Origin of the sequence: Pseudomonas fluorescens (genome assembly GCF_018614655.1) — a bacterium.
Taxonomy (GTDB): domain Bacteria; phylum Pseudomonadota; class Gammaproteobacteria; order Pseudomonadales; family Pseudomonadaceae; genus Aquipseudomonas; species Aquipseudomonas fluorescens_BX.
This window is the reverse complement of record NZ_JAGGOG010000011.1, coordinates 41906-68326: the sequence shown is the minus strand read 5'-3', so window position 1 is coordinate 68326 and position 26421 is coordinate 41906. Positions and strand designations below refer to the sequence as shown.

Annotated in this window: 21 protein-coding genes and 2 riboswitches; of the genes, 13 read left to right on the top strand and 8 right to left on the bottom strand. The window is 61.2% G+C overall.

Annotation, left to right across the window (positions count from 1 at the left end; translation table 11 throughout):
• On the bottom strand, positions 1 to 219 hold the full coding sequence (locus J7E41_RS10675) for a DUF2970 domain-containing protein (RefSeq protein WP_214992530.1): 219 nt from the start codon (positions 217 to 219) through the stop codon (positions 1 to 3).
• 223 nt (positions 220 to 442) lie between these two features.
• Complete coding sequence (metH, locus tag J7E41_RS10670; protein ID WP_214992528.1) at positions 443 to 4153, bottom strand: methionine synthase; 3711 nt, start codon at positions 4151 to 4153, stop codon at positions 443 to 445.
• Positions 4154 to 4318: 165 nt separating this feature from the next.
• Here metH and J7E41_RS10665 point away from each other — a divergent pair, with 165 nt between their 5' ends.
• On the top strand, positions 4319 to 6610 hold the full coding sequence (locus tag J7E41_RS10665) for a fatty acid cis/trans isomerase (RefSeq protein ID WP_214992526.1): 2292 nt from the start codon (positions 4319 to 4321) through the stop codon (positions 6608 to 6610).
• Between the two features lie 180 nt (positions 6611 to 6790).
• A complete protein-coding gene (gene nfuA, locus J7E41_RS10660; RefSeq protein WP_003173594.1) occupies positions 6791 to 7375 on the top strand; it encodes a Fe-S biogenesis protein NfuA in 585 nt (194 codons plus the stop codon).
• A gap of 207 nt (positions 7376 to 7582) precedes the next feature.
• Here nfuA and cobM read toward each other — a convergent pair whose 3' ends face one another.
• The 5 genes from cobM to fabF all read right to left on the bottom strand — a co-directional run bounded on the left by cobM (position 7583) and on the right by fabF (position 11326).
• The gene (gene cobM, locus J7E41_RS10655) at positions 7583 to 8329 is read right to left on the bottom strand and encodes a precorrin-4 C(11)-methyltransferase (protein WP_214992524.1); all 747 of its coding nucleotides are present in this window, start codon (positions 8327 to 8329) and stop codon (positions 7583 to 7585) included.
• 81 nt (positions 8330 to 8410) lie between these two features.
• Entirely contained in the window at positions 8411 to 8815 is a 405-nt protein-coding gene (locus tag J7E41_RS10650) for a cobalamin biosynthesis protein (RefSeq protein ID WP_214992522.1), read from the bottom strand.
• Positions 8812 to 9513 (bottom strand): CbtA family protein, encoded by a 702-nt coding sequence (locus J7E41_RS10645; RefSeq protein ID WP_214992519.1) that lies wholly within the window; start codon positions 9511 to 9513, stop codon positions 8812 to 8814. Before J7E41_RS10645 ends, J7E41_RS10650 begins: the two co-directional genes overlap by 4 nt.
• Before the next feature lie 11 nt (positions 9514 to 9524).
• Positions 9525 to 9713: a CbtB domain-containing protein gene (locus tag J7E41_RS10640; RefSeq protein WP_214992516.1), complete on the bottom strand. Its 189-nt coding sequence runs from the start codon at positions 9711 to 9713 to the stop codon at positions 9525 to 9527.
• Between the two features lie 95 nt (positions 9714 to 9808).
• A riboswitch (cobalamin riboswitch) is annotated at positions 9809 to 10012 on the bottom strand.
• A 45-nt stretch (positions 10013 to 10057) separates the two neighbouring features.
• Positions 10058 to 11326 (bottom strand): beta-ketoacyl-ACP synthase II, encoded by a 1269-nt coding sequence (gene fabF / locus J7E41_RS10635; protein WP_214992513.1) that lies wholly within the window; start codon positions 11324 to 11326, stop codon positions 10058 to 10060.
• 112 nt (positions 11327 to 11438) lie between these two features.
• Between fabF and J7E41_RS10630 the strand changes: the two genes are divergently transcribed.
• The 5 genes from J7E41_RS10630 to J7E41_RS10610 all read left to right on the top strand — a co-directional run bounded on the left by J7E41_RS10630 (position 11439) and on the right by J7E41_RS10610 (position 18746).
• Complete coding sequence (locus J7E41_RS10630) at positions 11439 to 11960, top strand: winged helix-turn-helix transcriptional regulator (RefSeq protein WP_214992510.1); 522 nt, start codon at positions 11439 to 11441, stop codon at positions 11958 to 11960.
• A riboswitch (cobalamin riboswitch) is annotated at positions 11957 to 12158 on the top strand. Its footprint overlaps the gene before it by 4 nt.
• A 92-nt stretch (positions 12159 to 12250) precedes the next feature.
• Positions 12251 to 13312, top strand: a complete 1062-nt coding sequence (gene cobW, locus J7E41_RS10625; protein ID WP_251029444.1) for a cobalamin biosynthesis protein CobW — start codon at positions 12251 to 12253, stop codon at positions 13310 to 13312.
• 3 nt (positions 13313 to 13315) lie between these two features.
• Positions 13316 to 17089 (top strand): cobaltochelatase subunit CobN, encoded by a 3774-nt coding sequence (cobN, locus tag J7E41_RS10620; protein ID WP_214992506.1) that lies wholly within the window; start codon positions 13316 to 13318, stop codon positions 17087 to 17089.
• Positions 17089 to 18090, top strand: coding sequence for an ATP-binding protein (locus J7E41_RS10615; RefSeq protein WP_214992504.1), 1002 nt, complete (start codon positions 17089 to 17091; stop codon positions 18088 to 18090). The genes cobN and J7E41_RS10615 overlap by 1 nt, the downstream gene beginning before the upstream one ends.
• A 53-nt stretch (positions 18091 to 18143) precedes the next feature.
• On the top strand, positions 18144 to 18746 hold the full coding sequence (locus J7E41_RS10610; protein ID WP_214993143.1) for a vWA domain-containing protein: 603 nt from the start codon (positions 18144 to 18146) through the stop codon (positions 18744 to 18746).
• Here the strand turns inward: J7E41_RS10610 and J7E41_RS10605 are convergent.
• Entirely contained in the window at positions 18703 to 19689 is a 987-nt protein-coding gene (locus tag J7E41_RS10605; RefSeq protein ID WP_214992502.1) for a DUF1853 family protein, read from the bottom strand. The two genes, J7E41_RS10610 and J7E41_RS10605, sit on opposite strands and share 44 nt — an antisense overlap.
• Before the next feature lie 195 nt (positions 19690 to 19884).
• Between J7E41_RS10605 and J7E41_RS10600 the strand changes: the two genes are divergently transcribed.
• Genes J7E41_RS10600 through pepN form a run of 6 tightly spaced genes read left to right on the top strand, consistent with a single transcriptional unit; the run spans position 19885 to position 26398 of the window.
• Complete coding sequence (locus J7E41_RS10600) at positions 19885 to 20775, top strand: NAD(+) kinase (RefSeq protein ID WP_003217892.1); 891 nt, start codon at positions 19885 to 19887, stop codon at positions 20773 to 20775.
• A complete protein-coding gene (locus J7E41_RS10595) occupies positions 20772 to 21746 on the top strand; it encodes a metallophosphoesterase (protein ID WP_214993142.1) in 975 nt (324 codons plus the stop codon). The genes J7E41_RS10600 and J7E41_RS10595 overlap by 4 nt, the downstream gene beginning before the upstream one ends.
• Positions 21743 to 22612, top strand: coding sequence for a rhomboid family intramembrane serine protease (locus J7E41_RS10590; protein ID WP_214992500.1), 870 nt, complete (start codon positions 21743 to 21745; stop codon positions 22610 to 22612). The genes J7E41_RS10595 and J7E41_RS10590 overlap by 4 nt, the downstream gene beginning before the upstream one ends.
• Before the next feature lie 27 nt (positions 22613 to 22639).
• Positions 22640 to 22900 carry a YeaC family protein gene (locus J7E41_RS10585; protein ID WP_214992498.1) on the top strand — a complete coding sequence of 87 codons (261 nt, stop codon included), beginning with the start codon at positions 22640 to 22642 and terminating at the stop codon, positions 22898 to 22900.
• On the top strand, positions 22897 to 23727 hold the full coding sequence (locus J7E41_RS10580; RefSeq protein WP_214992495.1) for a DUF2797 domain-containing protein: 831 nt from the start codon (positions 22897 to 22899) through the stop codon (positions 23725 to 23727). The genes J7E41_RS10585 and J7E41_RS10580 overlap by 4 nt, the downstream gene beginning before the upstream one ends.
• A 13-nt stretch (positions 23728 to 23740) precedes the next feature.
• A complete protein-coding gene (pepN, locus tag J7E41_RS10575) occupies positions 23741 to 26398 on the top strand; it encodes an aminopeptidase N (RefSeq protein WP_214992492.1) in 2658 nt (885 codons plus the stop codon).
• The last annotated feature ends 23 nt before the right edge of the window (positions 26399 to 26421 follow it).

The window sequence follows — 26421 nt, the reverse complement described above, 5'->3', positions numbered from 1 at the left end:
TTACACCCCAGCCAGGTGCAGCACCAGCTTGACGATGCCAAACAGTGCCAGGGCGAAGATTGCAGTGAACAGAATCCCCAGCACCACGAAATGGCTGGGCTTGCCGTGGGTAAAGTCCCGGGCGCGGTTCTTGCCGCTTTGCACGCCAAAGGCGGCGGCCACCACGCTGTGGAGCATTTGCCAGAAGGTAGGTGGTTTGTTGTCGACCGGATCGTCCATACATTCCTTGCTACACGGTGTGTGAGGACAGCATAGTCGAACAGCGAAAGCCGGGTGGGTCAGCCATCTGTGGCCAGCAGGTCCCCTGTGGCGAGCGGGCTTGCCCCGCGTTGGGCTGCGTAGCAGCCCCAATAAGATCGCTGAGTTTTTTCAGATAGACCGAGATGGTAGGTTTTAGGGTTGCTTCGCAACCCAACGGGGGCAAGCCCTCTCGCCACAAGGATTAGTTGTCGTAGCCAAGGTTCGGCGCCAACCAACGTTCGGTCACGGCCAGGTCCTGATCCTTGCGTGCGGTGTAGCTCGCTACCTGATCCTTGTCGACCTTGCCCACGGCAAAGTACTGCGCCTGTGGATGGGCGAAGTACCAGCCACTGACGGCTGCTGCCGGGAACATCGCGTAGTGCTCGGTAAGGAATACGCCACTGCGGCCGGCGTGCATTTCGCTGGCTTGCGGGTCGAGCAGTTGGAACAGTTGGGCTTTCTCGGTGTGATCCGGGCACGCCGGGTAGCCTGGGGCAGGGCGGATACCGCTGTATTGCTCCTTGATCAGCGCCTCGTTATCCAGTTGTTCATCCTTGGCGTAGCCCCAATGTTCTTTACGCACTTGCTGGTGCAGCCATTCGGCACAAGCCTCAGCGAGGCGGTCGGCCAGGGCCTTGACCATGATCGAGTTGTAGTCGTCGCCAGCGTCCTGGTAAGCCTTGGCGACTTCTTCGGCGCCGATACCTGCGGTGGTGATGAAGCCGCCGATGTAGTCGGTCACGCCGCTGTCTTTGGGCGCAACAAAGTCGGCCAGGGAGAAGTTCGGCTTGCCGTCGGTCTTGATGATCTGTTGGCGCAAGTGGTGCAGGCGCGCCAGTGGTTTGCCGTCGTCGCCATAGACTTCCAGGTCGTCGTCCTGCACCTGGTTGGTCGGCCAGAAACCGAACACGGCGCGGGCGCTGATGAGTTTTTCGTCGATCAGCTTGGCGAGCATCTCCTGGGCATCGGCGTACAACGCGGTGGCGGCTTCACCTACGACTTCATCGGTGAGGATGCGCGGGAACTTGCCGGCCAGGTCCCAGGAGATAAAGAACGGCGTCCAGTCGATGTATTCGGCCAGCACCTTGAGGTCGATATTGTCCAGCACCCTGGAGCCGGTAAACGTCGGTTTGACCGGTGCGTAGCTGCTCCAGTCGAACTGTGGCTTCTTGGCGATGGCCGCCGGGTAGCTCAGGCGTTCGGTGCGGGCGCTGCGGTTGGCGGTGCGCTCGCGTACGTCGATGTATTCCAGGCGGGTTTTCTCGACGAAACCGGCCTTCAATTCCTTGGACAACAACTGCGTGGCTACGCCCACGGCGCGGGAAGCGTCGGTGACATAGATCACTGCATCGTTGCTGTACTTGGGCTCGATCTTCACGGCCGTGTGGGCCTTGGACGTGGTGGCGCCGCCGATCATCAACGGCAGGTGGAAGTCCTGGCGCTGCATCTCGCGGGCGACGTGCACCATCTCATCCAGAGACGGGGTGATCAGACCGGACAGGCCGATGATGTCGCATTTCTGTTCCTTGGCCACTTGCAGGATCTTTTCGGCCGGGACCATCACGCCCAAATCGACAATGTCATAGCCGTTGCAACCCAGCACCACGCCGACGATGTTCTTGCCGATGTCGTGCACGTCACCTTTGACGGTGGCCATCAGGATCTTGCCCTTGGCTTCCGGCTTGTCGCCTTTTTCCAGCTCGATGAACGGGATCAAGTGAGCCACGGCTTGTTTCATCACCCGGGCAGACTTCACCACCTGGGGCAGGAACATTTTACCGGCGCCGAACAGGTCGCCGACGATGTTCATGCCGGACATCAATGGGCCTTCGATCACTTCGATCGGGCGCGCGAACGATTGCCGGGATTCCTCGGTGTCTTCAACGATGTGGGTGGTGATGCCCTTGACCAACGCGTGCTCCAGACGCTTGTTGACGGGCCAGCCACGCCATTCTTCGGTCTCGGCTTCCTTGACGCTGCCGTCACCCTTGTACTTGTCGGCGATGGCGAGGAGGGCGTCGGTGCCTTCCGGCGTGCGGTTGAGCACCACGTCTTCCACGGCGTCACGCAGCTCCACCGGAATCTGGTCATAGATCTCCAGCTGGCCGGCGTTGACGATACCCATGGTCAGGCCGTTGCGGATCGCGTACAGCAGGAACACCGAGTGAATAGCCTCGCGCACCGGGTTGTTGCCACGAAACGAGAACGACACGTTGGACACGCCGCCCGAGGTCAGCGCATACGGCAGGTGGTCGCGGATATAGGCGCAGGCATTGATAAAGTCGACGGCGTAGTTGTTGTGCTCTTCGATACCGGTGGCGACCGCGAAGATGTTTGGGTCAAAGATGATGTCTTCCGGCGGGAAGCCCACTTCGTTGACCAGGATGTCGTAGGAACGCTTGCAGATCTCTTTCTTGCGCGCTTCGGTGTCGGCCTGGCCGGCTTCGTCGAACGCCATCACCACCACCGCGGCGCCGTAGCGCTTGCACAGCTTGGCGTGATGAATGAACTGCGGGGCGCCTTCCTTCATGCTGATGGAGTTGACGATGCCCTTGCCCTGGATGCACTTGAGGCCGGCTTCGATCACTTCCCACTTGGAGGAGTCGATCATGATCGGTACGCGGGAGATGTCCGGCTCACCGGCAATCAGATTGAGGAAGGTCACCATGGCCTTCTTCGAATCGAGCATCCCTTCGTCCATGTTGATGTCGATCACCTGGGCGCCGGCTTCCACCTGTTGCAGGGCGACTTCCAGGGCTTCGGTGTAGTTGTCTTCACGGATCAGTCGGGCGAAGCGCGCGGAGCCGGTGATGTTGGTGCGCTCACCGACGTTGACGAACAGCGAGCTGCGGTCGATGGTGAACGGCTCAAGGCCAGACAGGCGGCAAGCCTTGGGGATATCCGGAATCTTGCGTGGCGCATAACCGGCCACGGCTTTGGCGATGGTTTCAATGTGCCCAGGTGTAGTACCGCAGCAACCGCCGACGATATTGAGGAAGCCGCTCTGGGCGAACTCTTCGATGACCTTGGCGGTTTCCGACGGCAACTCGTCGTACTCGCCGAATTCGTTGGGCAAACCGGCATTCGGGTGAGCGGAAACGTAGGTGCTGGCCTTGTTCGACAGTTCTTCCAGGTACGGTCGCAATTCGCTGGCGCCCAAGGCGCAGTTCAAACCGACGGAGATCGGCTTGGCGTGGCTGATGGAGTTCCAGAACGCTTCGGTGGTCTGGCCCGACAGGGTGCGGCCGGAGGCATCGGTGATGGTGCCGGAAATCATGATCGGCAGTTCGACGCCCAGCTCTTCATATACACCCTGCACGGCGAAGATCGCGGCCTTGGCGTTGAGGGTGTCGAAGATGGTTTCGATGAGGATCATGTCCGCACCGCCTTCGATCAGGCCTTTGGTGGCCTCGGTGTAGTTTTCCACCAGTTCATCGAAGGTCACGTTGCGGTAGCCGGGGTTGTTCACATCGGGCGACAGTGAGCAGGTGCGGCTGGTCGGGCCGAGGACGCCGGCGACGAAACGCGGCTTGTCCGGGGTCTCGAGGGTTTTTGCGTCGGCGACCTTGCGTGCCAGGCGGGCGCCTTCTACGTTCAACTCATAGGCCAGCCCCTCCATGCCGTAGTCAGCCTGGGACACTTGGGTGGCGTTGAAGGTGTTGGTTTCGAGGATGTCGGCACCGGCATCCAGGTAAGCCTTCTCGATCCCGCCGATCACGTCAGGGCGGGTGAGGATCAGCAGGTCGTTGTTGCCCTTGACGTCGCTCGGCCAGTCGGCGAAGCGTTTGCCACGGTAGTCGTGCTCTTCCAGTTTGTAGCTCTGGATCATCGTGCCCATACCGCCGTCGAGGATCAGGATGCGTTCCTTGAGGGCTTGGTGAAGGGCTTGCAGACGAGCGCTACGATCGGACATGGGACTACTCTGGTCAGGCGATTACGGAGGGTGGGGATCATAGCAAACCTGTGCGCTTTTGGAGCATGTTCGGTTTTTTCATGAATATCGCTCATGTTGGTGGGGGCTGTGGCCCGGTAGAATCGCCCGGGTTTTTATCGCACGTCTTGAATCGGGACCGGGAACATGTCGCATCGCCTCATCATCAGCACTTTCCTTTTGCTGATAGCCAGCAGTACACAGGCCCAAGGTCCCGCCCCGGCGATTTCCTATACCCGTGATATTCAACCGATTTTTACCGAGAAGTGCGTGGCCTGCCACGCCTGCTATGACTCGGCTTGCCAGCTCAACCTGGGCAGTGGCGAAGGTGCCGCTCGCGGCGCAACCAAGGTTCCGGTCTACAATGGCGAACGCAGCAAGGCCACGCCGCCGACCCGTTTGTTTTATGACGCGTTCGGTAAGGCCGCCTGGCAGCGCCAGGGGTTTGGCTCGGTACTGGACGCCCAGGGCAGCCAAGCGGCGTTGATGGCACGGATGCTTGAGTTGGGGCATAACGCCCCCTTGCAGCCCAATGCCAAGTTGCCGGACGAAATTGTTTTAGGTCTGAACCGCGAGAATATGTGCCCGATGCCCGGCGAATTCGATGCGTATGCTGGCGCCCATCCCAAGGAAGGCATGCCGCTGGCGGTCACCGGCCTGACCGATCAGCAATACCAGACCCTGCAACGCTGGCTGGCCTCGGGTGCGACCATCGATGAACAAGGCCTGGCGCCGAGCGCCCAGGAAGCGTTGCAGGTCCAGCAATGGGAAAACCTGTTCAATCAGCCCGGCGCCCGCGAAAGCCTGGTGGCGCGCTGGTTGTATGAGCATTTGTTCCTGGCCCACATCTATTTTGAGGGCGGCGAGCCGGGGCACTTCTTCCAGTGGGTGCGTTCCCGCACGCCCAGCGGCCAGCCGATTGACCTGATCAACACCCGTCGTCCCAACGACGACCCGGGCACCCAGGTGTACTACCGCTTGTGGCCGGTGCAAGGGGTGATCGTGCACAAGACCCACATCACCTATCCGTTCAGTGCCGAGAAAATGGCCCGGATCAAGTCGTTGTTCTACAGCGGCGATTGGCAGGTGCAGGCGTTGCCGGGTTACGGGCCTGGGCGCCGGGCGAATCCGTTCGAGACCTTCGAAGCCATTCCGGTCAAGGCGCGCTACCAGTTCATGCTGGATAACGCCGAATATTTCGTGCGTACCTTTATTCGCGGACCGGTATGCCGTGGGCAGATCGCCACAGATGTGATTCGCGACAACTTCTGGACGCTGTTCCAGGACCCCGATCATGACCTGTACATCACCGATGCACGCTATCGTGGCCAGGCTACGCCGTTGCTGGCGATGCCGGGGCAGAACGATGATGTGGGCAGTGTGTTGAGCCTGTGGCTGGCCTATCGTGACAAGCGCAACGCGTATGAAGCCTTGCGTCGCGACAGCTATGCCGATAGTGCAGCGCCCGGTTGGTCGAGCCTGTGGGCCGGCAATGACAATGCGCTGCTGTCGATTTTCCGCCACTTCGACAGCGCTTCGGTGACCAAGGGGTTGATCGGCGAAGTCCCGCAGACGATGTGGTTGTTCGACTATCCGCTGCTGGAGCGCACTTATTACCAGTTGGCGGTCAACTTCGATGTCTTCGGTAACGTCTCCCATCAGGCGCAGACCCGGTTGTATTTCGACCTGATCCGTAACGGTGCCGAGCAGAACTTCCTGCGCCTGATGCCTGCGGATTTGCGGGATGGCTTTCTGGATGACTGGTATCAGAACAGCGGCAAGGTCAAGTTGTGGATGGATTATGAAGCCATCGACGACGACAAGCCTACGGGGCTGAGCCTGGATGAAAAGGACCCCAAGCGTGATTTTGCCAACCAACTGCTGGTCCGTTATAGCGACCTGAATGTCAGCCCGGACCCGATCAATCGGTGTGCCAGTGCTTATTGCTCGCGCCCAGGTATTGATCCGGCGCTGCAGGATGCGGAACAGGCCTTGAGCCGTTTGACTTCACGTCCGGCGGCCGGACTCAAGGTGATTGAGCAGTTACCGGAAGCGACGATGCTGCGGATTGAAACCCGTAGTGGCAAGCGTGAGGTGTACAGCCTGATGCGCAATCGGGCCCACAGCAATGTGGCGTTTATGTTGGGTGAGGCTTATCGCTATCAGCCGGGGCTGGATACGGTAACGATTTATCCGGGGGTGCTTAGTAGCTATCCGAATTTCATGTTCAATATTCCGGCGGAGGAAGTGCCGGCGTTTGTGGCGGCGATGGAGAGTGCCAAGGATGCGAAGCGGTTTGAGGCAATTGTGGATCGGTGGGGGATTCGTCGGAGCCATCCGTTGTTTTGGCAGTACTTTCATGATTTGTCGCGGTATATACGTGAGACTGCGCCGGTTGAGGAGGGGGTGTTGGATATGAATCGGTATGAGAATTTGTAGGGGGTTGGGGACATATCCGTTTCTGCGGTAATGGCTGCTATTGGTTCCGCCATCACCGCAACAACGGATATACCCCCAATCCCACCGCCCCCAAAAAAGCCTATCCCGACAAAAACACTAGGACTTTGTACCTCCGTAATAATTTGGCGTAAACTGCGGGCAAGCCTGTGAGGAGTTTCCATGACTGCCATAACCATTACCGACGCCGCCCACGATTACCTGGCTGACCTGCTGTCCAAGCAGAACACCCCAGGCATCGGCATTCGCGTCTTCATCACCCAGCCCGGCACCCAGTACGCCGAGACGTGCATTGCCTACTGCAAGCCGGGCGAAGAAAAACCCGAAGACACCGCTCTGGGGCTGAAAAGCTTCACCGCGTATATCGACGCGTTCAGCGAAGCCTTCCTCGACGATGCCGTGGTCGACTACGCCACCGATCGCATGGGTGGCCAATTGACCATCAAGGCGCCCAACGCCAAGGTGCCAAACGTCAACGCGGACAGCCCGGTCAACGAGCGCATCAATTACTACCTGCAAACCGAAATCAACCCGGGCCTCGCCAGCCACGGTGGTCAGGTCAGCCTGATCGATGTGGTCGAAGACGGCATCGCCGTGTTGAAGTTCGGCGGTGGTTGTCAGGGCTGCGGCCAGGCAGACGTGACCTTGCGCGAAGGCATCGAGCGCACCCTGTTGGAGCGCATCCCAGAGCTCAAGGGCGTACGTGATGTGACGGACCATACGCAGAAAGAAAACGCCTACTACTAAGTAAGGCGTTCGCTGCGAACAAAAAAACGGCGCCCGTGAGCGCCGTTTTTTTATGCCTGGGATTTAGGGTTGCTCGAGGTCTTTATACCAATGAAATTCAATGTGGGAGCGGGCTTGCTCGCGAAGGCGGAATGTCAGGTAAATATGTTTCAAATGACCCACCGCATTCGCGAGCAAGCCCGCTCCCACAGGTTGTTCCGCGTTTCTTCAGGGCCGATAAAGGTGGGCATGCCCCGCGCGATACAGCGACGACTCACTGAAACTGTCACTGGCCAACACCCGACCCACCACAATCAACGCCGTACGCCTGAAGCCCTTGGCCGCGACTTTCCCGGCAATATCCGCAAGGGTTCCAATAGCCCAGTCCTGATCGGGCCAAGTCGCCCGATGCACCACGGCAATCGGGCAATCCGCGCCGTAATGGGGTAGCAGTTCGGCGACGATCTTCTCAAGGTGATTGACCCCCAGGTGAATCGCCATGGTCGTGCCGTGCTGGGCCAGGCTGCTGAACGCCTCACCTGCCGGCATTGCGGTTTTATCGGCATAACGGGTCAGGATCACGCTCTGGGCAATGTCCGGCAGCGTCAGTTCGGTCTCCAGCAGCGCGGCGCAGGCCGCCACGGCTGTCACGCCTGGAATGATCTGAAACGGTATTCCCAGCTCTCTCAAGCAGCGGATCTGCTCACCAATCGCGCCATACAGGCTGGGATCGCCAGAATGCACCCGAGCAATATCCTGGCCCTTTTCATGGGCGACTTTAATCAGCTCGATAATCTGTTCCAGGTGCAGTTCGGCACTGTTGACCACTTGCTCAGCCTGATGGCCTTCCAGTACGGCGGCGGGCACCAGGGAACCGGCATAGATGATCACCGGGCAACTGCGAATCAGCCGTTGGCCCTTGACGGTGATCAGCTCCGGGTCACCGGGGCCGGCGCCGATGAAAAAGACGGTCATGAATGCTTTCCTGTGCAAACGCGTGCGAGCAAGGCTTCAGATGAAGATTGCTCATGATCGAGGGGCACGATTATCGGGAATTTAGCCGGCACACGCTAATGCAAAGGTGGCCTGGGCGTTTTTTTGGCGGGTGATCAGCAGTGAAGCAGGGGCCTGAGCCATGCATTCGGCCAGGGCCAGGGCGGCGCTTTCGGCGATGCCGTAGCAGCCGGTATGTGCATGGGCGATGGGCGACTTATGGCTCAGTCGAGCTTCATAAACCGCCAATTGGCCGGCACTGAAAAACTGCAGTGGCAGATCCAGGACCTTGGCCAGGGCCAGCAATCCCGGCTCATCCCGCTTGCGATCGATACTGGCCAACGCAGTGACCCGCTGGCGTTCGATCCCGCAGGCATCGAGGGCCGTATGGAACAGGTTGAGCAGGGTGTCGACGTCACAGCCCCGCTGGCAACCCAGGCCGACCACCAGGGTCGGCACTGTGTTCATGCTGAGTACTGACCGTCGCGGTTACGGCGAAACAGCCAGGCACTGATCAGGCCCAAGGCCAGCCAGAACGCGACGTTAGTCAACTGCGAGGCAATCTTGAACTGCGCTTCCAGGGCTTGCGGTGCCAGCATCGAGTGGACTTCCGGTTGCGGTGCGCCAATCACGTGAGGCACCACCAGAATCGCCACGCCCAGTACTTTCAGCAGCCAGTTGCGACCGAATACGATCAGCGCGATACCGGCAGCGGTAGAGGCCGCAGTACCGATCCACCAGACTTGTCGTTGCGCCAGGTCGGCGGCGGCAGTGCCCGGTAACTCAGGCGGCAAGCCAAGGGTCGGCGCCAGCACGAAGGTGGCATAACCGGCCAAGCCCCACAGCAGGCCCTGGGCGGTGCGAGTGGGTGCCCGCAACGTGTAAAGCCCGGCGAGCATCAGGGCGAAACCTACGGCAACCACCAGATTGCCGCCGGTGGTGGACAGCACGCGCTGCCAGCCATCTTCCGGCTCCCAGGCTTCGGCGTCGTGATTGTGAGCGGCGGCCGCGCCGCCAGCATGTTCATGAACCTCAGTGGCTGGCGCTTTCTCGAAGGTTTCCGCCTGGAGAATCAACGGGGCGACCCAGAAGCTTTGCAGCAGGGTCAGCAGCAGGGCCGCCAGCAAGCCGGTGAAACCTGCGGTTTGCGCGATACGCTTGATCATGTCGGCAGGTCTCAATGGCACGGGAACGCGGCGCTGTGGCGGGTATCGTGGGCGGCATTGTGCACCGCTTCGATATGCGAGAAACCGGCAAAATACACCAGGCACGCGCCGAGAATCGACGCGCCGATGGCAGCCATCAGGCGGTGGCTCAAGGTGGCGGTGCTGCTGGTGGTGCGGGAGGTACTGCTGATGATCGACATGGCGCGTCCCTTTCGAGTGTCAGGGTGAAACGAGCGCATAAAACCCCGCGAGCCAGACACGCAGGGTCTTAACAGCGCCCGCCCACCGCGGGTTTGTTATCTGATTTTTTCGGGCCGGTCTCCGGGCTTGCGAGGGACTTGACGTCAAAAAGCATCGCCTTCCCATGTCGTGTCGACACAGTGGCTCTGATGCTTCGCTCGCTTACCGTTGCGGGGGCAGCACCGGACTCGTCATAACTTCATGACTCACCGGTTTCCCGTTTCACCCTGTGAAGGGCACCCGAAACAAGATGTGTAGGAGAGCATGGGCGGGGGATTCACGTCAAATACGCGGTTACAAGGCGTCAGCCCCAGCGCTTGAACAGCACGCTGGCGTTGACGCCGCCAAACCCGAACCCGTTGGATATTGCATATTCGATAGGCATCGACCGGGCTGCACCGCGCACCAGGTCAAGTCCTGCGGCCGCGTCGTCCGGGTGGTCCAGGTTCAGCGTGGCGGGGGCAATCTGGTCGCGTAAGGCGAGCACCGTGAATATCGCCTCGATTCCTCCTGCGGCACCCAGCAGGTGGCCGGTTGCCGACTTCGTTGCGCTGATCGCTAAGCCCGCGCGTGCGCCGAATAATGCGTTGATGGCCGCCAACTCGCCGTTATCACCCACCGGGGTCGACGTTGCATGGGCGTTCAAATGCTGGATCTGCGCCGCAGTGATCCCCGCCTGCTGGATCGCCAACTCCATTGCCCTGCGGGCACCAGACCCATCCTCCGGGCCGGAGGTCATGTGATAAGCGTCGGCGCTGGTGCCGTATCCCACCAGCTCCGCGATGGGGATCGCGCCCCGGGCCAGCGCATGTTCGAGTTCTTCGATGACCAACAATCCGGCACCTTCGCCCATGACAAAACCGTCGCGGCCTTGATCGAAGGGGCGCGAGGCCAGCTCGGGAGTGGCGTTATAGCTGTGGGACAACGCGCGCGCAGCGGCAAAACCGCCCAGGCTGACCCTGTGAATACAGGCTTCGGCGCCGCCGCAAACGGCGATGTCAATTTCTCCCGCGCGAATCATCCGGGCCGCATCGCCAATCGCTTGCACACCGGCAGCGCAGGCGGTGACGGGGGAGCCGAGCGGGCCTTTCAGCCGATGCTGGATCGACACATGTCCGGCGGCCATGTTGCCGAGGAACGAGGGAATGGTGAACGGTGACAAGCGTCGCGGGCCTTTGCTGTCCGCGGTCCGCACCGCCTCGGCAATCGCCGGAAAACCGCCGACGCCAGAGGCAATAATGGTCGCGGTACGTTCCTGTTGCGACGCAGTTTGCGGATTCCAGCCGGCCTGGGCCAGGGCCTCTTGAGCGGCGGCCAGGGCAAACACGATGAAGCGGTCCATCTTGCGCTGTTCTTTGGCCGGGATGACGGTGTCCGGGTCAAACCCGGCTTCAGGGTCCTGAATGCGGTCCAGTACTTGCCCGCCAATGCTGATCGCCAGGTCGCCGACCAGTTGCTCCGGCAGTCGGCGTATCCCGGAGTGGCCCGCCAGCAAGCGTTTCCACGTCTGTTCCACGCCGTTCCCCAGCGGGGTCACTGCACCCATGCCGGTCACAACAATTCGCTTATTCATGATCGCTCAGCTCCGCAATTTCTGGTTGGTAGCAATGCATGGACGAAACTATCATCATGAAAGTAACTTCGGGTAGCGAAAATATTCCGGGTTTCCCCATAGAGGAACTGCAATGCAACGTAAGTCGCTGGTAAATGCCGAGTGCCCGGTGGCGCGTGGGCTGGAAAGGGTGGGCGAGTGGTGGAGCATTCTGATCATGCGTGATGCGCTGCAAGGCTTGAGGCGTTTTGACGAATTTTCCCAGAGCCTGGATATCGCGCCCAACATGCTCACGCGCCGGTTGAATACGCTGGTGGAGGGCGGACTGCTGGAGCGCCGGCGCTACAGTGAGCGGCCGCCGCGTTTTGAATATGTGCCGACGCCCGCCGGTGAGGATTTCAGGATCGTGATCATGGCGTTCGTGGGGTGGGGCAACCGGCACTTCGCGCCCGAGGGTGAAAGCCTGCAGATGGTCGATGTCGCGACCGCGCGTGCGGTGGCGGTCGCGGTGGTTGACGTTGCCCAGGGGCATATCGTGCCGATGGATCAATGCAGTGTGCGGGCCGGGCCTGCGGCGAGCGAAGGCATGCAGGAACGTTTGGCGTTGATACACACCAAACGTTCGGAGATTGACCCTTCCTCGTGCACTGCGTAGCCTTGCGCCTTCGAGGTTCTTCGGCCCAGGCCGAAGCTAAGAAGGGAACGCGGTCAATGCCGCGGCTGCCCCCGCAACTGTGAAGGGTTTATCTGACTGCCACGCCACTGCCTGAACCAGGCGGGAAGGCGCAGCCAGCGCCGGTCGAACGACTGGCAAGCCCCAAGCCAGGAGACCTGCCTCGCAACGATTCTCAACTTTCAACCGGGCGGGGTGATCCGGTGGCGAAACAGGTTTCTGCGTGCCGTCGCAGGCCCCTCGTCCCGTATGCCCGCCCCAAAGGGCATCCGATGAAAACACTGGCCAAACTCCCCGTCACCATCGTTACCGGCTTCCTCGGTTCGGGCAAGACCACCTTGCTGCGCCACATGCTGGACAACGCCCAGGGCCGCCGCATTGCGGTGATCGTCAACGAGTTCGGCGAGTTGGGCATTGACGGCGAAATCCTCAAGCAATGCTCCATCGGCTGCACCGAAGAAGAAGCCAACGGCCGCGTTTACGAGCTGGCTAACGGTTGTCTGTGCTGCACGGTCCAGGAAGAGTTCTTCCCGGTGATGCGCGAGTTGGTGGCCCGTCGCGGCGACCTCGACCATATTCTCATCGAAACCTCGGGGCTGGCCCTGCCAAAACCGCTGGTCCAGGCCTTCCAGTGGCCGGAAATTCGCAGCGCCTGCACCGTTGACGCGGTGATCACCGTGGTCGACAGCCCGGCCGTGGCCGCTGGCACCTTCGCCGCGTTCCCGGACCAAGTGGACGCCCAGCGCAAACTCGACCCGAACCTGGATCACGAATCGCCATTGCACGAACTGTTCGCCGACCAACTGGCCAGCGCCGACCTGGTGATCCTCAACAAGTCCGACCTGATCAGCCCCGAAGATCTGGCCCGCGTACGCCTGGAAGTCGCCGAAGAGCTGCCGCCAGCGGTGAAAATCATCGAAGCCAGCAGTGGTCGTTTGCCGCTGGACGTGCTGATTGGCCTGGGCGCCGGTTCCGAAGAGCACATCGATGGACGTCACAGCCATCACGATCATCACCACGAAGGTGAAGACGAGCATGATCACGACGCATTTGACTCGATCTCCATCGAACTGCCGCAAGCCGACGAAAGCCTGTTGCTCGACGCGCTGACCCAGCTGGTGGTGCAGCACGGCATCCTGCGGGTCAAGGGTTTCGCCGCAATCCCCAACAAGCCGATGCGCCTGCTGATCCAGGGTGTAGGCACCCGCTTCGACAAACACTTCGACCGCGCCTGGCGTGCCGATGAGCCGCGCGCGACTCATTTGGTGCTGATTGGCCAGGAACTGGATGCCACCTTGCTCGAAGCGCAACTGCGCGCAGCCCTCAGCGTTTAAGCCATGCACCTGCTCAGGACCCAGCCCGGCGGTTTCGTCTCGGATGACAACATTGCCGACCTAGGACAAACCCCGGCCGAGCTGGTGGTTTTGTGCAGCGGTGATTCCAGCTTGGCGCTGCTGGCCGAAGCCGCCCAGCAGTTGCCCGAGGACTACCCGAGCCTGCGCCTGGCCAACCCGATGCAGGTACAGAATCATGCTTCGGTCGACTTGTATGTGGATGAGGTGCTGCGTCACGCCAAGGTCATCCTGATCTCGCTCCACGGCGGGATTGCCTATTGGCGTTACGGCATCGAACGCCTTGTGGAGTTGGCGCAGCGCGGCGTTCAACTGATTCTGGTGCCGGGCGACGATCGTCCGGACCCGGAGCTCAGCGGCCTCAGCACCGTGAGCGTCGAGGAGCGCGACCGTCTCTGGCACTTCCTGCGTCAGGGCGGCATGGGCAATGCACTGGATTTCTATCGCTGCCTGGCCACGACTTACCTAGGGTGCGATTACGCCTGGGCCGAGCCGCAGGTGCTGCCACGCACGGCGATTTATCACCCGCATAAAGCCAATGCCAGCCTGAGCGATTGGCAGCATGACTGGCAGGCCGGGCTCCCGGTGGCGGCGGTGTTGTTCTACCGCTCCCATTTGCAGGCGGCCAACACCGCTTTTATCGATGTGTTTTGCCAGCGCTTACAGGCGGCGGGCCTCAACCCGTTGCCCATTGCGGTGGCCAGCTTGAAAGAGCCCGGCTGCCTGACGGTGGTCGAGGACTGGCTGGATGAGGTGCAGGCGTCGGTGATTCTCAACACCACCGGTTTTGCCCAATCCAGCCCCGAAGCCCCACACTTGCGACCGTTTCGCCGCAACATCCCGGTAATCCAGGCCATCTGCGCTCAAGACAATGAACCCGGCTGGCAAGCCAGCGAGCAAGGCCTCGGCCCCCGTGATCTGGCGATGCACATTGCGTTACCGGAGCTGGACGGGCGGATCATCAGCCGGCCCATCAGCTTCAAGGACCTGGCCTGGCGCAGCGAGCGCAGCCAGTCCGATGTGGTGTGTTATCGGGCGCAACCGGAGCGCATGGATTTTGTCGCCGAACTGGCAAGACGCTGGGTCGAACTGGCTCGGGTGCTCAATAGCGAAAAGCGCGTTGCGCTGATTCTTGCCAACTACCCGACCCGCGATGGTCGCATTGGCAACGGCGTTGGTCTCGATACCCCGGCTGCGGCACTGAATATCCTTCGGGCGCTGAAAGTCGAAGGTTATCCGTTGCCGGATGAATTGCCGGAAAGTGGCACTGCATTGATTCAAGGCTTGTTGGGTGGCGTCACCAATGACCTCGACAGCCTTGACCTGCGCCCTTGCCATCAAAGCCTGGGGCTGGACGACTACGAGGCCATGTTCAAACGTCTGCCCGAGGCCAACCGCCAAGCCGTATTGGAGCGCTGGGGCTCGCCCCACAACGATCCAATGTTCCGTGAAGGCCGCATGATGATTGCCGGCCTGCGTTTTGGCCTGACCTTCGTCGGCATTCAGCCCGCCCGGGGTTATCAGGTGGATGCCAGCGCCGTGTACCACGACCCGGACTTGGTGCCGCCTCACGGTTACCTGGCGTTCTACTTCTGGTTGCGCCAGACCTACGGCACCCATGCGGTGATTCATGTTGGCAAACACGGCAACCTGGAGTGGTTGCCGGGCAAGGGCGTCGGGCTTTCGCACAACTGCTGGCCGGACGCGTTGCTGGGGCCGCTGCCGAATATCTACCCGTTTATAGTCAACGACCCGGGTGAGGGCGCCCAGGCCAAGCGGCGTACCCAGGCGGTGATCATCGATCACCTGATGCCGCCGCTGACCCGCGCCGAAACCTACGGGCCGTTGCGCAACCTGGAGTTGCTGGCGGACGAGTTTTACGAAGCTCAACTGCTTGATCCACGGCGTGCCCGGGAGTTGCAAAAGGACATTCTCAAGTTGGTGCGGGAAACCCGTATCGACCAGGAGCTGGCGCTGGACGAAAACCTCGACAGCGAGGCCGATGCGGCCATCTGGCTGCCGCGCCTGGACACGTACCTGTGTGACTTGAAAGAGTCGCAGATCCGCGACGGCCTGCACATTTTTGGTGAGTCGCCAGTGGGTCGCTTGCGTATCGACACCCTGCTGGCGTTGCTACGCATTCCGCGGGGCGATGGCCGCGGGCCGCAATCGAGCTTGTTGCGGGTGTTGGCCAAGGCGTTTGAACTGGGCTTCGATCCGTTGGATTGCGCGCTGGCCGAGCCGTGGACCGGGCGTCGTCCCGAGGTCTTGCAGAAGATTGACCCACAGTTGTGGCGCACGGCGGGCGACACCCGTGAACGTCTGGAACTCTACGCTGCGCGCTTGATCGAGCAGTCCCTGGAGGGCGCACTTGAGCAGCTTGAAGAGCCGGGCTGGCAAGACGTCAAAGGTGTGATCGAGAGCCTGCGTATTGTCGTCGCGCCGCGTCTGGATGCCTGCGGCCCGGCGGAAATGCGCGGTTTGCTGGATGCCCTGTGCGGCCGCTTCGTGCCGGCCGGTCCCAGTGGCGCACCCAGCCGTGGCCGTCTGGACGTGCTGCCTACCGGGCGTAACTTTTTCTCGGTGGATGTGCGCAACCTGCCTACCACCACGGCCTGGCGCATCGGTTTCCAGTCGGCAACCCTGATTCTTGAGCGGCATTTGCAGGACCACGGTGATCATCTGCGCCAACTCGGCCTGTCGGTGTGGGGCACCGCTACCATGCGCACCGGGGGTGACGATATCGCCCAAGCCATGGCACTGATGGGCGTGCGTCCGGTATGGGCCACGGGCAGCCAGCGGGTGGATGACTTTGAAATCCTGCCCCTGAGCCTGCTGGATCGCCCACGCGTTGATGTGACATTGCGGGTGTCCGGGTTCTTCCGGGATGCCTTCGCCAATCTGATCCGCCTGTTCGACGCGGCCGTGCAAGCCGTGGCGGCGCTGGATGAGCCGGATGACATGAACCCACTGGCGGCCAAGGTGCGCAACGAACGCGAAGCCTTGCGCCTGTCCGGGCTGGATGACGAGGCTGCGGCAAAACAGGCGGGCTGGCGAATCTTCGGCGCCAAGCCCGGTGCCTATGGCGCAGGCGTGCAGGGGGCGATTGACGGTCGCCTTTGGCAGAGCCGCGAAGACCTGGCCGAGGTGTACCTCAACTGGGGCGGCTACGCCTATGGCGGTTCCGACGAAGGCACTGCCGCCCGTGAACAGTTCGCCCAGCGGTTGAGCCAGGTCCAGGCGGTACTGCAGAACCAGGACAACCGCGAACATGACGTGCTGGACTCCAACGATTACTACCAATTCCAGGGCGGTATGCTCGCAGCGGTAGAAACCCTGAGCGGTGACAAGGCCGCCAGTTATCACGGCGATCACAGCCAGCCGGACTTGCCGAAGATCCGTACCTTGAAAGAAGAGCTGAACCGGGTGATCCGTGCCCGGGCGGCCAATCCGAAGTGGATCGAAGGGGTCAAGCGCCATGGCTATAAAGGTGCGTTCGAAATGGCGGCGACCGTGGATAACCTGTTTGCGTTCGACGCCACTACGGCGCTGATCGATGACCATCAATATGCGTTGCTGGCTGATGCCTATTTACTGGATCCTGACACCCGCAAGTTTGTGCAGCAGCACAACCCGGCGGCCTTGCGAGATATGACTGAGCGCATGCTGGAAGCCCAGCAACGGGGTATGTGGCAGGAGCCCGGGGCCTATCGTGAGGCGTTGGAAAATTTGTTGTTGGATATAGAAGAAGACAGTTGATGACCGACATTCCTCATTTCCCGCTGTCCGCCGTCGTCGGTGCCGGCGACCTGAAACTGGCCCTGTGCCTGACCGCCATTGACCCGAAAATCGGCGGTGTGCTGATCGAAGGCCCTCGGGGTATGGCCAAATCCACCCTGGCCCGTGGCCTGGCGGACTTGTTGGCGAGCGGGCAGTTCGTCACGCTGCCCCTGGGCGCCACCGAGGAACGCCTGGTGGGCACCCTCGACTTGGACGCCGCGCTGAGCGAAGGCCGCGCGCAATTTTCTCCCGGCGTGCTGGCCAAGGCTGATGGCGGCGTGTTGTACGTCGATGAAGTCAACTTGCTGCCCGACCAGTTGGTGGACCTGCTGCTGGACGTGGCGGCCAGCGGCACCAACCTGATCGAGCGCGACGGTATTTCCCACCGCCATTCAGCGCGATTTGTACTGATTGGCACGATGAACCCGGAAGAAGGCGAGCTGCGTCCGCAATTACTTGACCGTTTTGGTTTCAATGTGGCGTTGAGCGGGCAAACGCTGCCTGCCGAACGGGGGCAGATCATTCGCCGCCGGCTGGATTTTGACCGCGATCCCGAAACTTTCTGCGCACAGTGGGCCGGTCAGCAGGCCGCGTTGCGTGAGCGCTGCACCCAAGCCCGGGCGCTACTGGAAAGCATCCCATTGGATGACCAGGCCCTGGGGCAAATTACCGAGCGCTGCTTTGCGGCCGGTGTCGACGGCTTGCGTGCTGACCTGGTCTGGTTGCGCGGCGCGAGGGCGCATGCGGCGTGGCGCGGGGCGGCGGCTATCAGCGAGGAAGATATCGACGCGGTGGCGGAGTTTGCCCTGCGACATCGGCGTCAGGAGCGCTCCAGCCCTGCGACCCCGCCAAATGGCCAGTCATCAAAGTCTTCTGATCCATCGCCTTCCGAGGGCCAGGGTCAGTGGGGCGACATGCCCGCACCAGCGTTGCCAGTGGGCGCCCGCCGAGACGTGCCCACTTGGCCAAAAAAGCCCTAGGCATTCGCCCTCGACCTGACGCGGGGGCGGATGCCCGGCCCAAAGCGGGCCGACTGAACAAGGGCAGGCAAGGCCAGGCCCGTAGCGCCGCGCAAGGTTTGGTCAACTGGCCGGGCACCTTGCTCGCCGGACGGCCGCAATGCCGTGAAGACCTGCTGTACCGCCTGCGTAGCCGATCACCCCATGAGTTGTGGTTGGTGATTGTAGATGCCTCGGCTTCCACTCGACGACATCAGGCCTTGAGTGACGCCAAGGGCTTTCTGGCCCAGCTGTTTGACGATGCTTACCGCCAGCGCGCGCGGATGGCACTGCTCACGGTGAGCGGGCAGTCACCAGCGTGGCAGGTACAAGGGCTGAAGGCGGCGAAAGGGTTAAGCCAGTGGCTTGACGGGCTGGGTGCGGGCGGTGGCACGCCGTTGCTGGCAGCGCTGACTGAGGCAGGGCATTGGCTGGTGGCGCGGCGTAAGCGTTATCCAGCGGAGCAGCAGCGGTTGCTGGTGATCACGGATGGCCGGCTCAAGGATGTCACGCCGTTGCCGCAGCTCGATTGCCCTGGACTACTGGTGGATATAGAGCGGGGGCCCATTCGGCTGGGGCGGGCACAGGCGTTGGCTACGGGGTTACAGGTTGACTATCGGCATATCGATAGCCTGTAAGCGCTGGCACATTCGGCCAAAGATCTGCCACCAGAAACAACCGCTCGGCTTCTTCCCACTCGCCCTCGGTATTTTCAACCAGCCGCACCAGTAATTGTGCGGGCGCCATGGGGTCCAGTTCAGTCAGCCAGTGCTGCATTTTGGTCGGCTCCCATGTTTGATCTGCCGCATAGTGCGCCGGCGCCAGCCAGGCATGGCGGGGCAGGGGTTGCCAGCGGCCCGCCGGGCGTTGGGTGACAAATTCCAACCAGTCCCGCTGATGCAGCCAGCGCCCGTTCAAATGCTGCGGATGGGCGCCAATCGGTGCCTGCGCGGTGCCGGGCCATGGATACAGCAGATAGCCGCCCAGCCACAGGTGCGCATCAAAGTGCTGGATATCCAGCGCCGCCAACGCTTCGCGGCTTTCCGGGCGAGCGGAGATCGGCAGTTGATGCTGGGCCAGATGGGCCAACTTGCGGTCCAGCCGGTCGTGACACCCTGGGCCCAGCCATTTGGCAGTGTCGCGCCCATCGCCTGCCTGAGGCCCCAGATACAGTTTGATCGCCAGTTCGAGGTGGTGCACGCCGTCGCGGTCGCGCAGCAGCATGTCCAGCTCACCCAGGGTATGCCCGGCTTGACGGATGGGCAGATTGGCCGCCAGTAACTCCACGCCGGGTGCATGCTGTATGGCAAATTGCCAGAGGCGCTCGTAATACAGCCCCAGGCGACGGGTGCGGGCCAGACTCAGCCAGTGCTGCAAGGCGCTGCTGTCCTGGTCCAGTTGCCGCAGCCATTGCTCCAGCAGGTGTGGTGCTTGCACCCAGTCACTGCCTGTCAATGGATGACGCTGCGGCCAAGGCGTTTGTGCCAGCATCGGTGGGGCAAGCATCACCCACGCCAAGTCGCGCACTTCAGGGTGGCGCAGTTGGCGGGGCAGGTTCTGTAAATCAGGGAACAGAGTCATTGTGCGAGTGTAGCCGCTGCCGAGGCACGAGGCTGCGATGCGTGTCCGCAGGACCGCCCTTGGGAGCCGTTTCGCAGCCCATCGCAGCCTCGTGCCTCGGCAGCGGCTACAGGGTGGCGACAAAGCATTTTGTCTAATGCCACCTTTCGCCCATAATCGTTCTTTTTGTCGCCACGCAAACCCCGCAGGAGCCCCATGGAGCAATTTCGCAATATCGGCATTATCGGTCGCCTGGGCAGTACACAGGTCCTGGACACCGTCCGCCGGCTGAAAAAGTTTCTGCTCGAGCGCCACCTGCATGTGATCCTCGAAGACACCATCGCCGAGATTCTGCCGGGCCATGGCCTGCAGACCTCGTCGCGCAAGATGCTCGGCGAAGTCTGTGACATGGTGATCGTGGTCGGCGGCGACGGCAGCCTGCTGGGTGCCGCCCGCGCGTTGGCCCGGCATAACGTGCCGGTGCTGGGGATCAACCGTGGCAGCCTGGGCTTCCTCACCGATATCCGTCCCGATGAGCTGGAAGTTGAAGTGGCCAAGGTGCTGGACGGCCACTACCTGGTGGAAAACCGCTTCCTGTTGCAGGCCGAAGTCCGTCGTCACGGCGAAGCCATTGGCCAGGGCGACGCCCTCAACGATGTGGTGTTGCACCCTGGCAAGTCGACGCGGATGATCGAGTTCGAGTTGTATATCGATGGCCAGTTCGTTTGCAGCCAGAAGGCCGACGGCCTGATCGTCGCCACACCCACCGGTTCCACGGCCTACGCGCTGTCCGCCGGTGGTCCGATCATGCATCCCAAGCTCGACGCCATTGTGATCGTGCCGATGTACCCCCATATGTTGTCCAGCAGGCCCATCGTGGTCGACGGCAACAGTGAGCTGAAAATCGTGGTTTCCAAAGACATGCAGATCTACCCGCAAGTCTCCTGCGACGGGCAGAACCATTTCACCTGCGCCCCCGGTGACACCATCACCGTGAGCAAAAAGGCGCAGAAACTGCGGCTGATCCACCCGTTGGACCACAACTATTACGAAGTCTGCCGGACCAAGCTGGGCTGGGGCAGCCGCTTGGGGGGTGGAGGCGACTGATGCTCGATCCCGCGCGTAGCTACGACCTGATTGGTGACGTGCACGGTTGCGCTCATACCCTTGAGCACTTGCTCGACCGGTTGGGTTACCACAAGCAGGGCGGCACCTGGCGCCATCCCACGCGGATGGCGGTGTTCCTCGGCGATATCATCGACCGTGGCCCGCGTATTCGCGAGGCGTTGCATATCGTCCACGATATGACCGTGGCCGGCCAGGCGCTGTGCATCATGGGCAACCATGAGTTCAACGCTCTGGGCTGGAGCACGCCTGCGCCGCCCGGCAGCGGCAAGCAGTTTGTGCGCGAGCACACACCGCGCCATGCACGGCTGATCCACGAGACCCTGACCCAGTTCGAACAGCATCCGGCCGATTGGCACGACTTCCTCGGCTGGTTCTACGACATGCCGCTGTTTGTCGACGCCGGGCGTTTCCGCGTGGTGCACGCCTGTTGGGATGACGGCTTTATCGAACCCCTGCGCTCGAGTTTCCCGGACGGCTGTATCGATCAACACTTTTTGCAGGCCGCCGCCGTACCGGGCAGTTTCGCCAGCAATGCCTTTGACCGCCTGTTGCGGGGTACCGACATGCGCCTGCCGGACGGCTTGACGCTGACCGGTGGCGATGGCCTGACCCGCTCGTTCTTCCGCACCAAGTTCTGGGAAGACGACCCGAAAACCTACGGCGATATCGTCTTTCAGCCCGATGCGCTGCCGGAGCCGGTGGCCGCGACACCGCTGTCGTCCACCGAGAAAAATTCCCTGCTGCGCTATGGCGTCGACGAGCCGCTGTTGTTTGTCGGCCATTACTGGCGCAGCGGCAAACCGGCGCCGATTCGCCCGAACCTGGCCTGTCTGGATTACAGCGCGGTGCTGTACGGCAAGTTGGTCGCTTATCGGTTGGACCAGGAAACTCGCCTTGATCCACGTAAATTTGTTTGGGTGGATGTCGAACGTCCTGAGGTGATTTCATGAGTGCCGTTGCGGTATTGCGTCTGCCCCTGAGCGTGGACCTGGCCGGTTTCGTCAAGTTGTTGCAGCGCATGCAAGTGCCCCATCGCGTCAGTGAAGAGGCGGGGGAGCAGGTGCTGTGGGTGCCCGATAACATCAGCGACGACGTGCGCGTGTTGTATCAACGCTTTCCTGCGGGCGATCCAGACCAGCAACTGGACATTCCACAGCAACCGACGGCCACGCGTGTCGGCTTTGTCCAGCAACTGCGCCATAGCCCGGTCACTGCGCTGATTCTGCTGCTCAGCGTGATCGTCGGTGCGGTGACGATGCTGGGGGATAACCTGCAAGCCATGAGCTGGCTGACTTTCCTGCAGTTCCGCATAGTGGGTGAATACATTCAATTCACCTCGTTGGCCGACAGTCTCGCGGCGGGGCAGTGGTGGCGCCTGGTAACGCCGATGTTGATTCACTTCGGCATCCTGCACCTGGCAATGAACGGCATGTGGTACTGGGAACTGGGGCGGCGCATCGAGGTGCGCCAGGGCAGTATCAACCTGCTGGGCCTGACATTGCTGTTCAGCCTGGTGTCCAACTACGCTCAATACTATTTCGGTGGCCCTGGGCTGTTCGGCGGCTTGTCCGGCGTGTTGTACGGCTTGCTTGGCCACTGCTGGATCTATCAATTGCTTTCGCCCAACCCGGCTTATCGCCTGCCCCGCGGGGTGTTGGTGATGATGTTGGTGTGGCTGCTGCTTTGCCTATCGGGCCTGGTCTCGATGATCGGTTTCGGCGAAATCGCCAACGCCGCACACGTCGGCGGGCTGGTGGTCGGTTGCCTGACGGGCTTGCTGGGCGGCTTGTACAGCCGTCGCAAACAAACCCTTTGAATCTCCTATTTGTTAAGGAAGAGCCTTATGTCCTCTTTTGCTGAAATGATCGAAAACATCACCCCGGACATCTACGAGAGCCTCAAGCTCGCCGTGGAAATCGGCAAATGGGCCGATGGCCGCAAGCTCACCGCCGAGCAGCGTGAATTGTCCCTGCAAGCGGTGATCGCCTGGGAACTGCAGAACCTGCCGGAAGACCAGCGCACCGGCTACATGGGCCCGCAGGAGTGCGCCTCCAAGTCGGCGCCGGTGCCGAACATCCTGTTCAAGTCGGATGCCATCCATTGATTGAGATTGGCCGTGGTGCAGTCAGCAAGATGTCGGCGCAGTTGGGTGAGCCGACCGTTCAATACGCCTTTCGCCTGGGCGATACCGAGGTGCCGGTCAACCCGTTGATTGGCACTACCGTGCGCCTGGAATATCTGGGTGCGATTCATTGCACCCATTGTGGCCGCAAGACCAAGACCAGTTTCAGCCAGGGTTATTGCTACCCGTGCATGACCAAGCTGGCCCAGTGTGACCTGTGCATCATGAGTCCCGAACGCTGCCATTACGACGCCGGCACCTGCCGAGATCCGGCTTGGGGCGAGAAATTCTGCATGACCGACCACGTGGTCTACCTGGCCAATTCGTCGGGGATCAAGGTCGGTATCACCCGTGCCAGTCAGTTGCCAACCCGCTGGCTGGACCAGGGAGCGAGCCAGGCCTTGCCGATCATGCGGGTTTCTACCCGCCAGCAATCGGGCTTTGTCGAAGACCTGTTCCGCAGCCAGGTGGCCGACAAGACCAACTGGCGCGCACTGCTCAAGGGTGATGCCCAGGCGGTGGACCTCAAGCACGTACGCGATGAACTGTTTGCTTCCTGCGCAGAAGGACTCCTGGGGCTGCAAGAGCGCTTTGGCCTACAGGCCATTCAGCCGGTGACCGATATCGAACCACTCGAAATCCGCTACCCGATCGAGCAATATCCGACCAAGATCGTCAGCTTCAACCTGGACAAGAACCCGATTGCCGAAGGCACGCTGATGGGGATCAAGGGCCAATACCTGATCTTCGACACCGGCGTTATCAATATTCGTAAATACACGGCTTACCAGCTCGCCGTGCATCAGTAGAAGGATTCGACGCATGCGCACCGAACAACCGAAGATGATTTACCTTAAGGACTATCAGGCGCCCGAGTACCTGATCGACGAGACACACCTGACCTTCGAGTTGTTCGAGGACCACAGCCTGGTCCATGCGCAACTGGTGATGCGCCGCAACCCAGCGCGTGGCGCCGGCTTGCCGCCACTGGTGCTGGATGGCCAGCAGTTGGAGTTGCTGTCGGTCAGCCTGGCCGACCGCGAACTGACGGCGGCTGACTACCAATTGACTGAAAACCACCTGACATTGCACCCGACGAACGACAGCTTTACGCTCGACACCAGCGTCAGGATTCACCCGGAAACCAACACCGCCCTTGAAGGCTTGTACAAATCCGGCGGCATGTTCTGCACCCAGTGCGAGGCCGAAGGTTTCCGCAAGATCACCTATTACCTCGACCGTCCGGACGTGATGGGCAAGTTCACCACCACGGTGATCGCCGAGCAACATCGCTACCCGGTCTTGCTGTCCAACGGCAACCCGATTTCGTCTGGTCCTGGCGAAGACGGCCGGCACTGGGCGACCTGGGAAGACCCGTTCATGAAACCGGCTTACCTGTTCGCGCTGGTAGCGGGTGACCTGTGGTGTGTCGAAGACACCTTCACCACCATGACCGAGCGCACCGTGGCGCTGCGTATCTACGTCGAGCCAGAGAACATCGACAAGTGCCAGCACGCCATGACCAGCCTGAAGAAGTCCATGCGCTGGGACGAAGAAGTCTATGGCCGCGAGTACGACCTGGACATCTTCATGATCGTTGCGGTCAATGACTTCAACATGGGTGCGATGGAGAACAAAGGCCTCAATATCTTCAACTCCAGCGCCGTGCTGGCCCGCGCCGAAACCGCCACCGACGCCGCGCATCAGCGGGTCGAGGCGATCGTTGCCCACGAATATTTCCACAACTGGTCGGGCAACCGCGTGACCTGCCGTGACTGGTTCCAGCTGTCGCTCAAGGAAGGCTTCACCGTGTTCCGTGATTCGGGCTTCTCTGCCGACATGAACTCGGCCACGGTCAAGCGTATCCAGGACGTGGCCTACCTGCGTACCCATCAATTCGCCGAAGACGCCGGCCCCATGGCTCACGCTGTGCGCCCGGACAGCTTTATCGAGATCTCCAACTTCTACACCCTGACCGTGTATGAAAAGGGCTCGGAAGTGGTTGGCATGATCCATACCTTGCTCGGCGCCGAAGGCTTCCGCAAAGGCAGCGACCTGTACTTCGAACGCCATGACGGCCAGGCCGTGACCTGCGACGACTTCATCAAGGCCATGGAAGACGCGAATGGTGCCGACCTGACCCAGTTCAAGCGCTGGTACAGCCAGGCGGGCACCCCACGCTTGGCGGTCAGCGAGTCCTACGACTCTGCGGCAAAAACCTACAGCTTGACCTTCCGTCAAAGCTGCCCGGAAACCCCGGACAAGGTCGAAAAACTGCCGTTCGTGATTCCGGTGGAGCTGGGTCTGCTGGACAGCAAAGGCGCCGCTATTGCCCTGCGTCTGGCGGGTGAAACGAAGGCGGGCGCTACGTCCCGAGTGATTTCGGTGATCGAAGCCGAGCAGACCTTTACCTTCGTTGATATCGCTGAACAACCATTACCTTCGCTGCTGCGTGGCTTCTCGGCGCCGGTGAAGCTGAGCTTCCCCTACAGCCGCGATCAGTTGATGTTCCTCATGCAGCACGACAGCGACGGTTTCAATCGCTGGGACGCCGGCCAGCAATTGTCGGTGCAGGTGCTGCAGGAACTGATCGGCCAACATCAACAAGGCAAGACGCTGGTGCTGGATCAACGCCTGATCACCGCGTTGCGTAGCGTGCTGAGCGACGAAAGCCTAGACCAGGCGATGGTCGCCGAGATGCTGTCACTGCCGAGCGAAGCCTACCTAGCTGAAATCAGCGAAGTGGCTGACGTCGACGCCATCCACGCCGCCCGTGAATTTGCCCGCAAGCAGTTGGCCGACAGCCTGTTCGAAGGCTTGTGGTTGCGTTACCAGGCCAATCGCGATCTGTCCAAGAAAACGCCTTACGTGGCGGCTGCCGAACATTTCGCCCGGCGCGCGCTGCAGAACATCGCCTTGTCGTACCTGATGCTCAGCGGCAAGCCCGAAGTACTGGCAGCGACCCTGGAACAGTTCGACGCTTGCGACAACATGACCGAACGCCTGACGGCGCTGGCGGTGTTGGTCAACTCGCCGTTCGAAGTTGAGAAGGCCAAGGCGCTGGCGGTGTTTGCCGAAAACTTCAAGGACAACCCGCTGGTCATGGACCAATGGTTCAGCGTCCAGGCCGGCAGCGGTTTGCCGGGCGCGCTGGAGCGGGTCAAGGCGCTGATGCAGCACCCGGCGTTCAACATCAAGAACCCGAACAAGGTTCGCGCGCTGGTGGGCGCGTTTGCCGGACAGAACCTGATCAACTTCCATGCGGCAGATGGTTCAGGCTATCGCTTCCTGGCAGACCTGGTGATCGAGTTGAATGCCTTCAATCCGCAGATTGCCTCGCGGCAGTTGGCGCCGCTGACCCGCTGGCGTAAATACGACAGCGCCCGTCAGGCGCTGATGAAGGCCGAACTGGAGCGGATTCGCGCTTCCGGCGACCTGTCCAGCGATGTGTTTGAAGTGGTCAGTAAAAGCCTCGCTTAACGTCCCCATCGAACGGCCCGTTT

Excerpts from the sequence above, each read along its gene's own strand:
- J7E41_RS10590 (WP_214992500.1), top strand. The coding sequence starts at position 21,743 with ATGAGTGCCGTTGCGGTATTGCGTCTGCCCCTGAGCGTGGACCTGGCC.
- cobW (WP_251029444.1), top strand. The coding sequence starts at position 12,251 with ATGAAAACACTGGCCAAACTCCCCGTCACCATCGTTACCGGCTTCCTC.
- J7E41_RS10650 (WP_214992522.1), bottom strand. The coding sequence starts at position 8,815 with ATGAACACAGTGCCGACCCTGGTGGTCGGCCTGGGTTGCCAGCGGGGC.
- J7E41_RS10665 (WP_214992526.1), top strand. The coding sequence starts at position 4,319 with ATGTCGCATCGCCTCATCATCAGCACTTTCCTTTTGCTGATAGCCAGC.
- pepN (WP_214992492.1), top strand. The coding sequence starts at position 23,741 with ATGCGCACCGAACAACCGAAGATGATTTACCTTAAGGACTATCAGGCG.
- J7E41_RS10630 (WP_214992510.1), top strand. The coding sequence starts at position 11,439 with ATGCAACGTAAGTCGCTGGTAAATGCCGAGTGCCCGGTGGCGCGTGGG.
- cobN (WP_214992506.1), top strand. The coding sequence starts at position 13,316 with ATGCACCTGCTCAGGACCCAGCCCGGCGGTTTCGTCTCGGATGACAAC.
- cobM (WP_214992524.1), bottom strand. The coding sequence starts at position 8,329 with ATGACCGTCTTTTTCATCGGCGCCGGCCCCGGTGACCCGGAGCTGATC.
- fabF (WP_214992513.1), bottom strand. The coding sequence starts at position 11,326 with ATGAATAAGCGAATTGTTGTGACCGGCATGGGTGCAGTGACCCCGCTG.
- J7E41_RS10645 (WP_214992519.1), bottom strand. The coding sequence starts at position 9,513 with ATGATCAAGCGTATCGCGCAAACCGCAGGTTTCACCGGCTTGCTGGCG.
- J7E41_RS10605 (WP_214992502.1), bottom strand. The coding sequence starts at position 19,689 with ATGACTCTGTTCCCTGATTTACAGAACCTGCCCCGCCAACTGCGCCAC.
- J7E41_RS10585 (WP_214992498.1), top strand. The coding sequence starts at position 22,640 with ATGTCCTCTTTTGCTGAAATGATCGAAAACATCACCCCGGACATCTAC.
- metH (WP_214992528.1), bottom strand. The coding sequence starts at position 4,153 with ATGTCCGATCGTAGCGCTCGTCTGCAAGCCCTTCACCAAGCCCTCAAG.
- J7E41_RS10675 (WP_214992530.1), bottom strand. The coding sequence starts at position 219 with ATGGACGATCCGGTCGACAACAAACCACCTACCTTCTGGCAAATGCTC.
- J7E41_RS10615 (WP_214992504.1), top strand. The coding sequence starts at position 17,089 with ATGACCGACATTCCTCATTTCCCGCTGTCCGCCGTCGTCGGTGCCGGC.
- J7E41_RS10600 (WP_003217892.1), top strand. The coding sequence starts at position 19,885 with ATGGAGCAATTTCGCAATATCGGCATTATCGGTCGCCTGGGCAGTACA.
- J7E41_RS10640 (WP_214992516.1), bottom strand. The coding sequence starts at position 9,713 with ATGTCGATCATCAGCAGTACCTCCCGCACCACCAGCAGCACCGCCACC.
- nfuA (WP_003173594.1), top strand. The coding sequence starts at position 6,791 with ATGACTGCCATAACCATTACCGACGCCGCCCACGATTACCTGGCTGAC.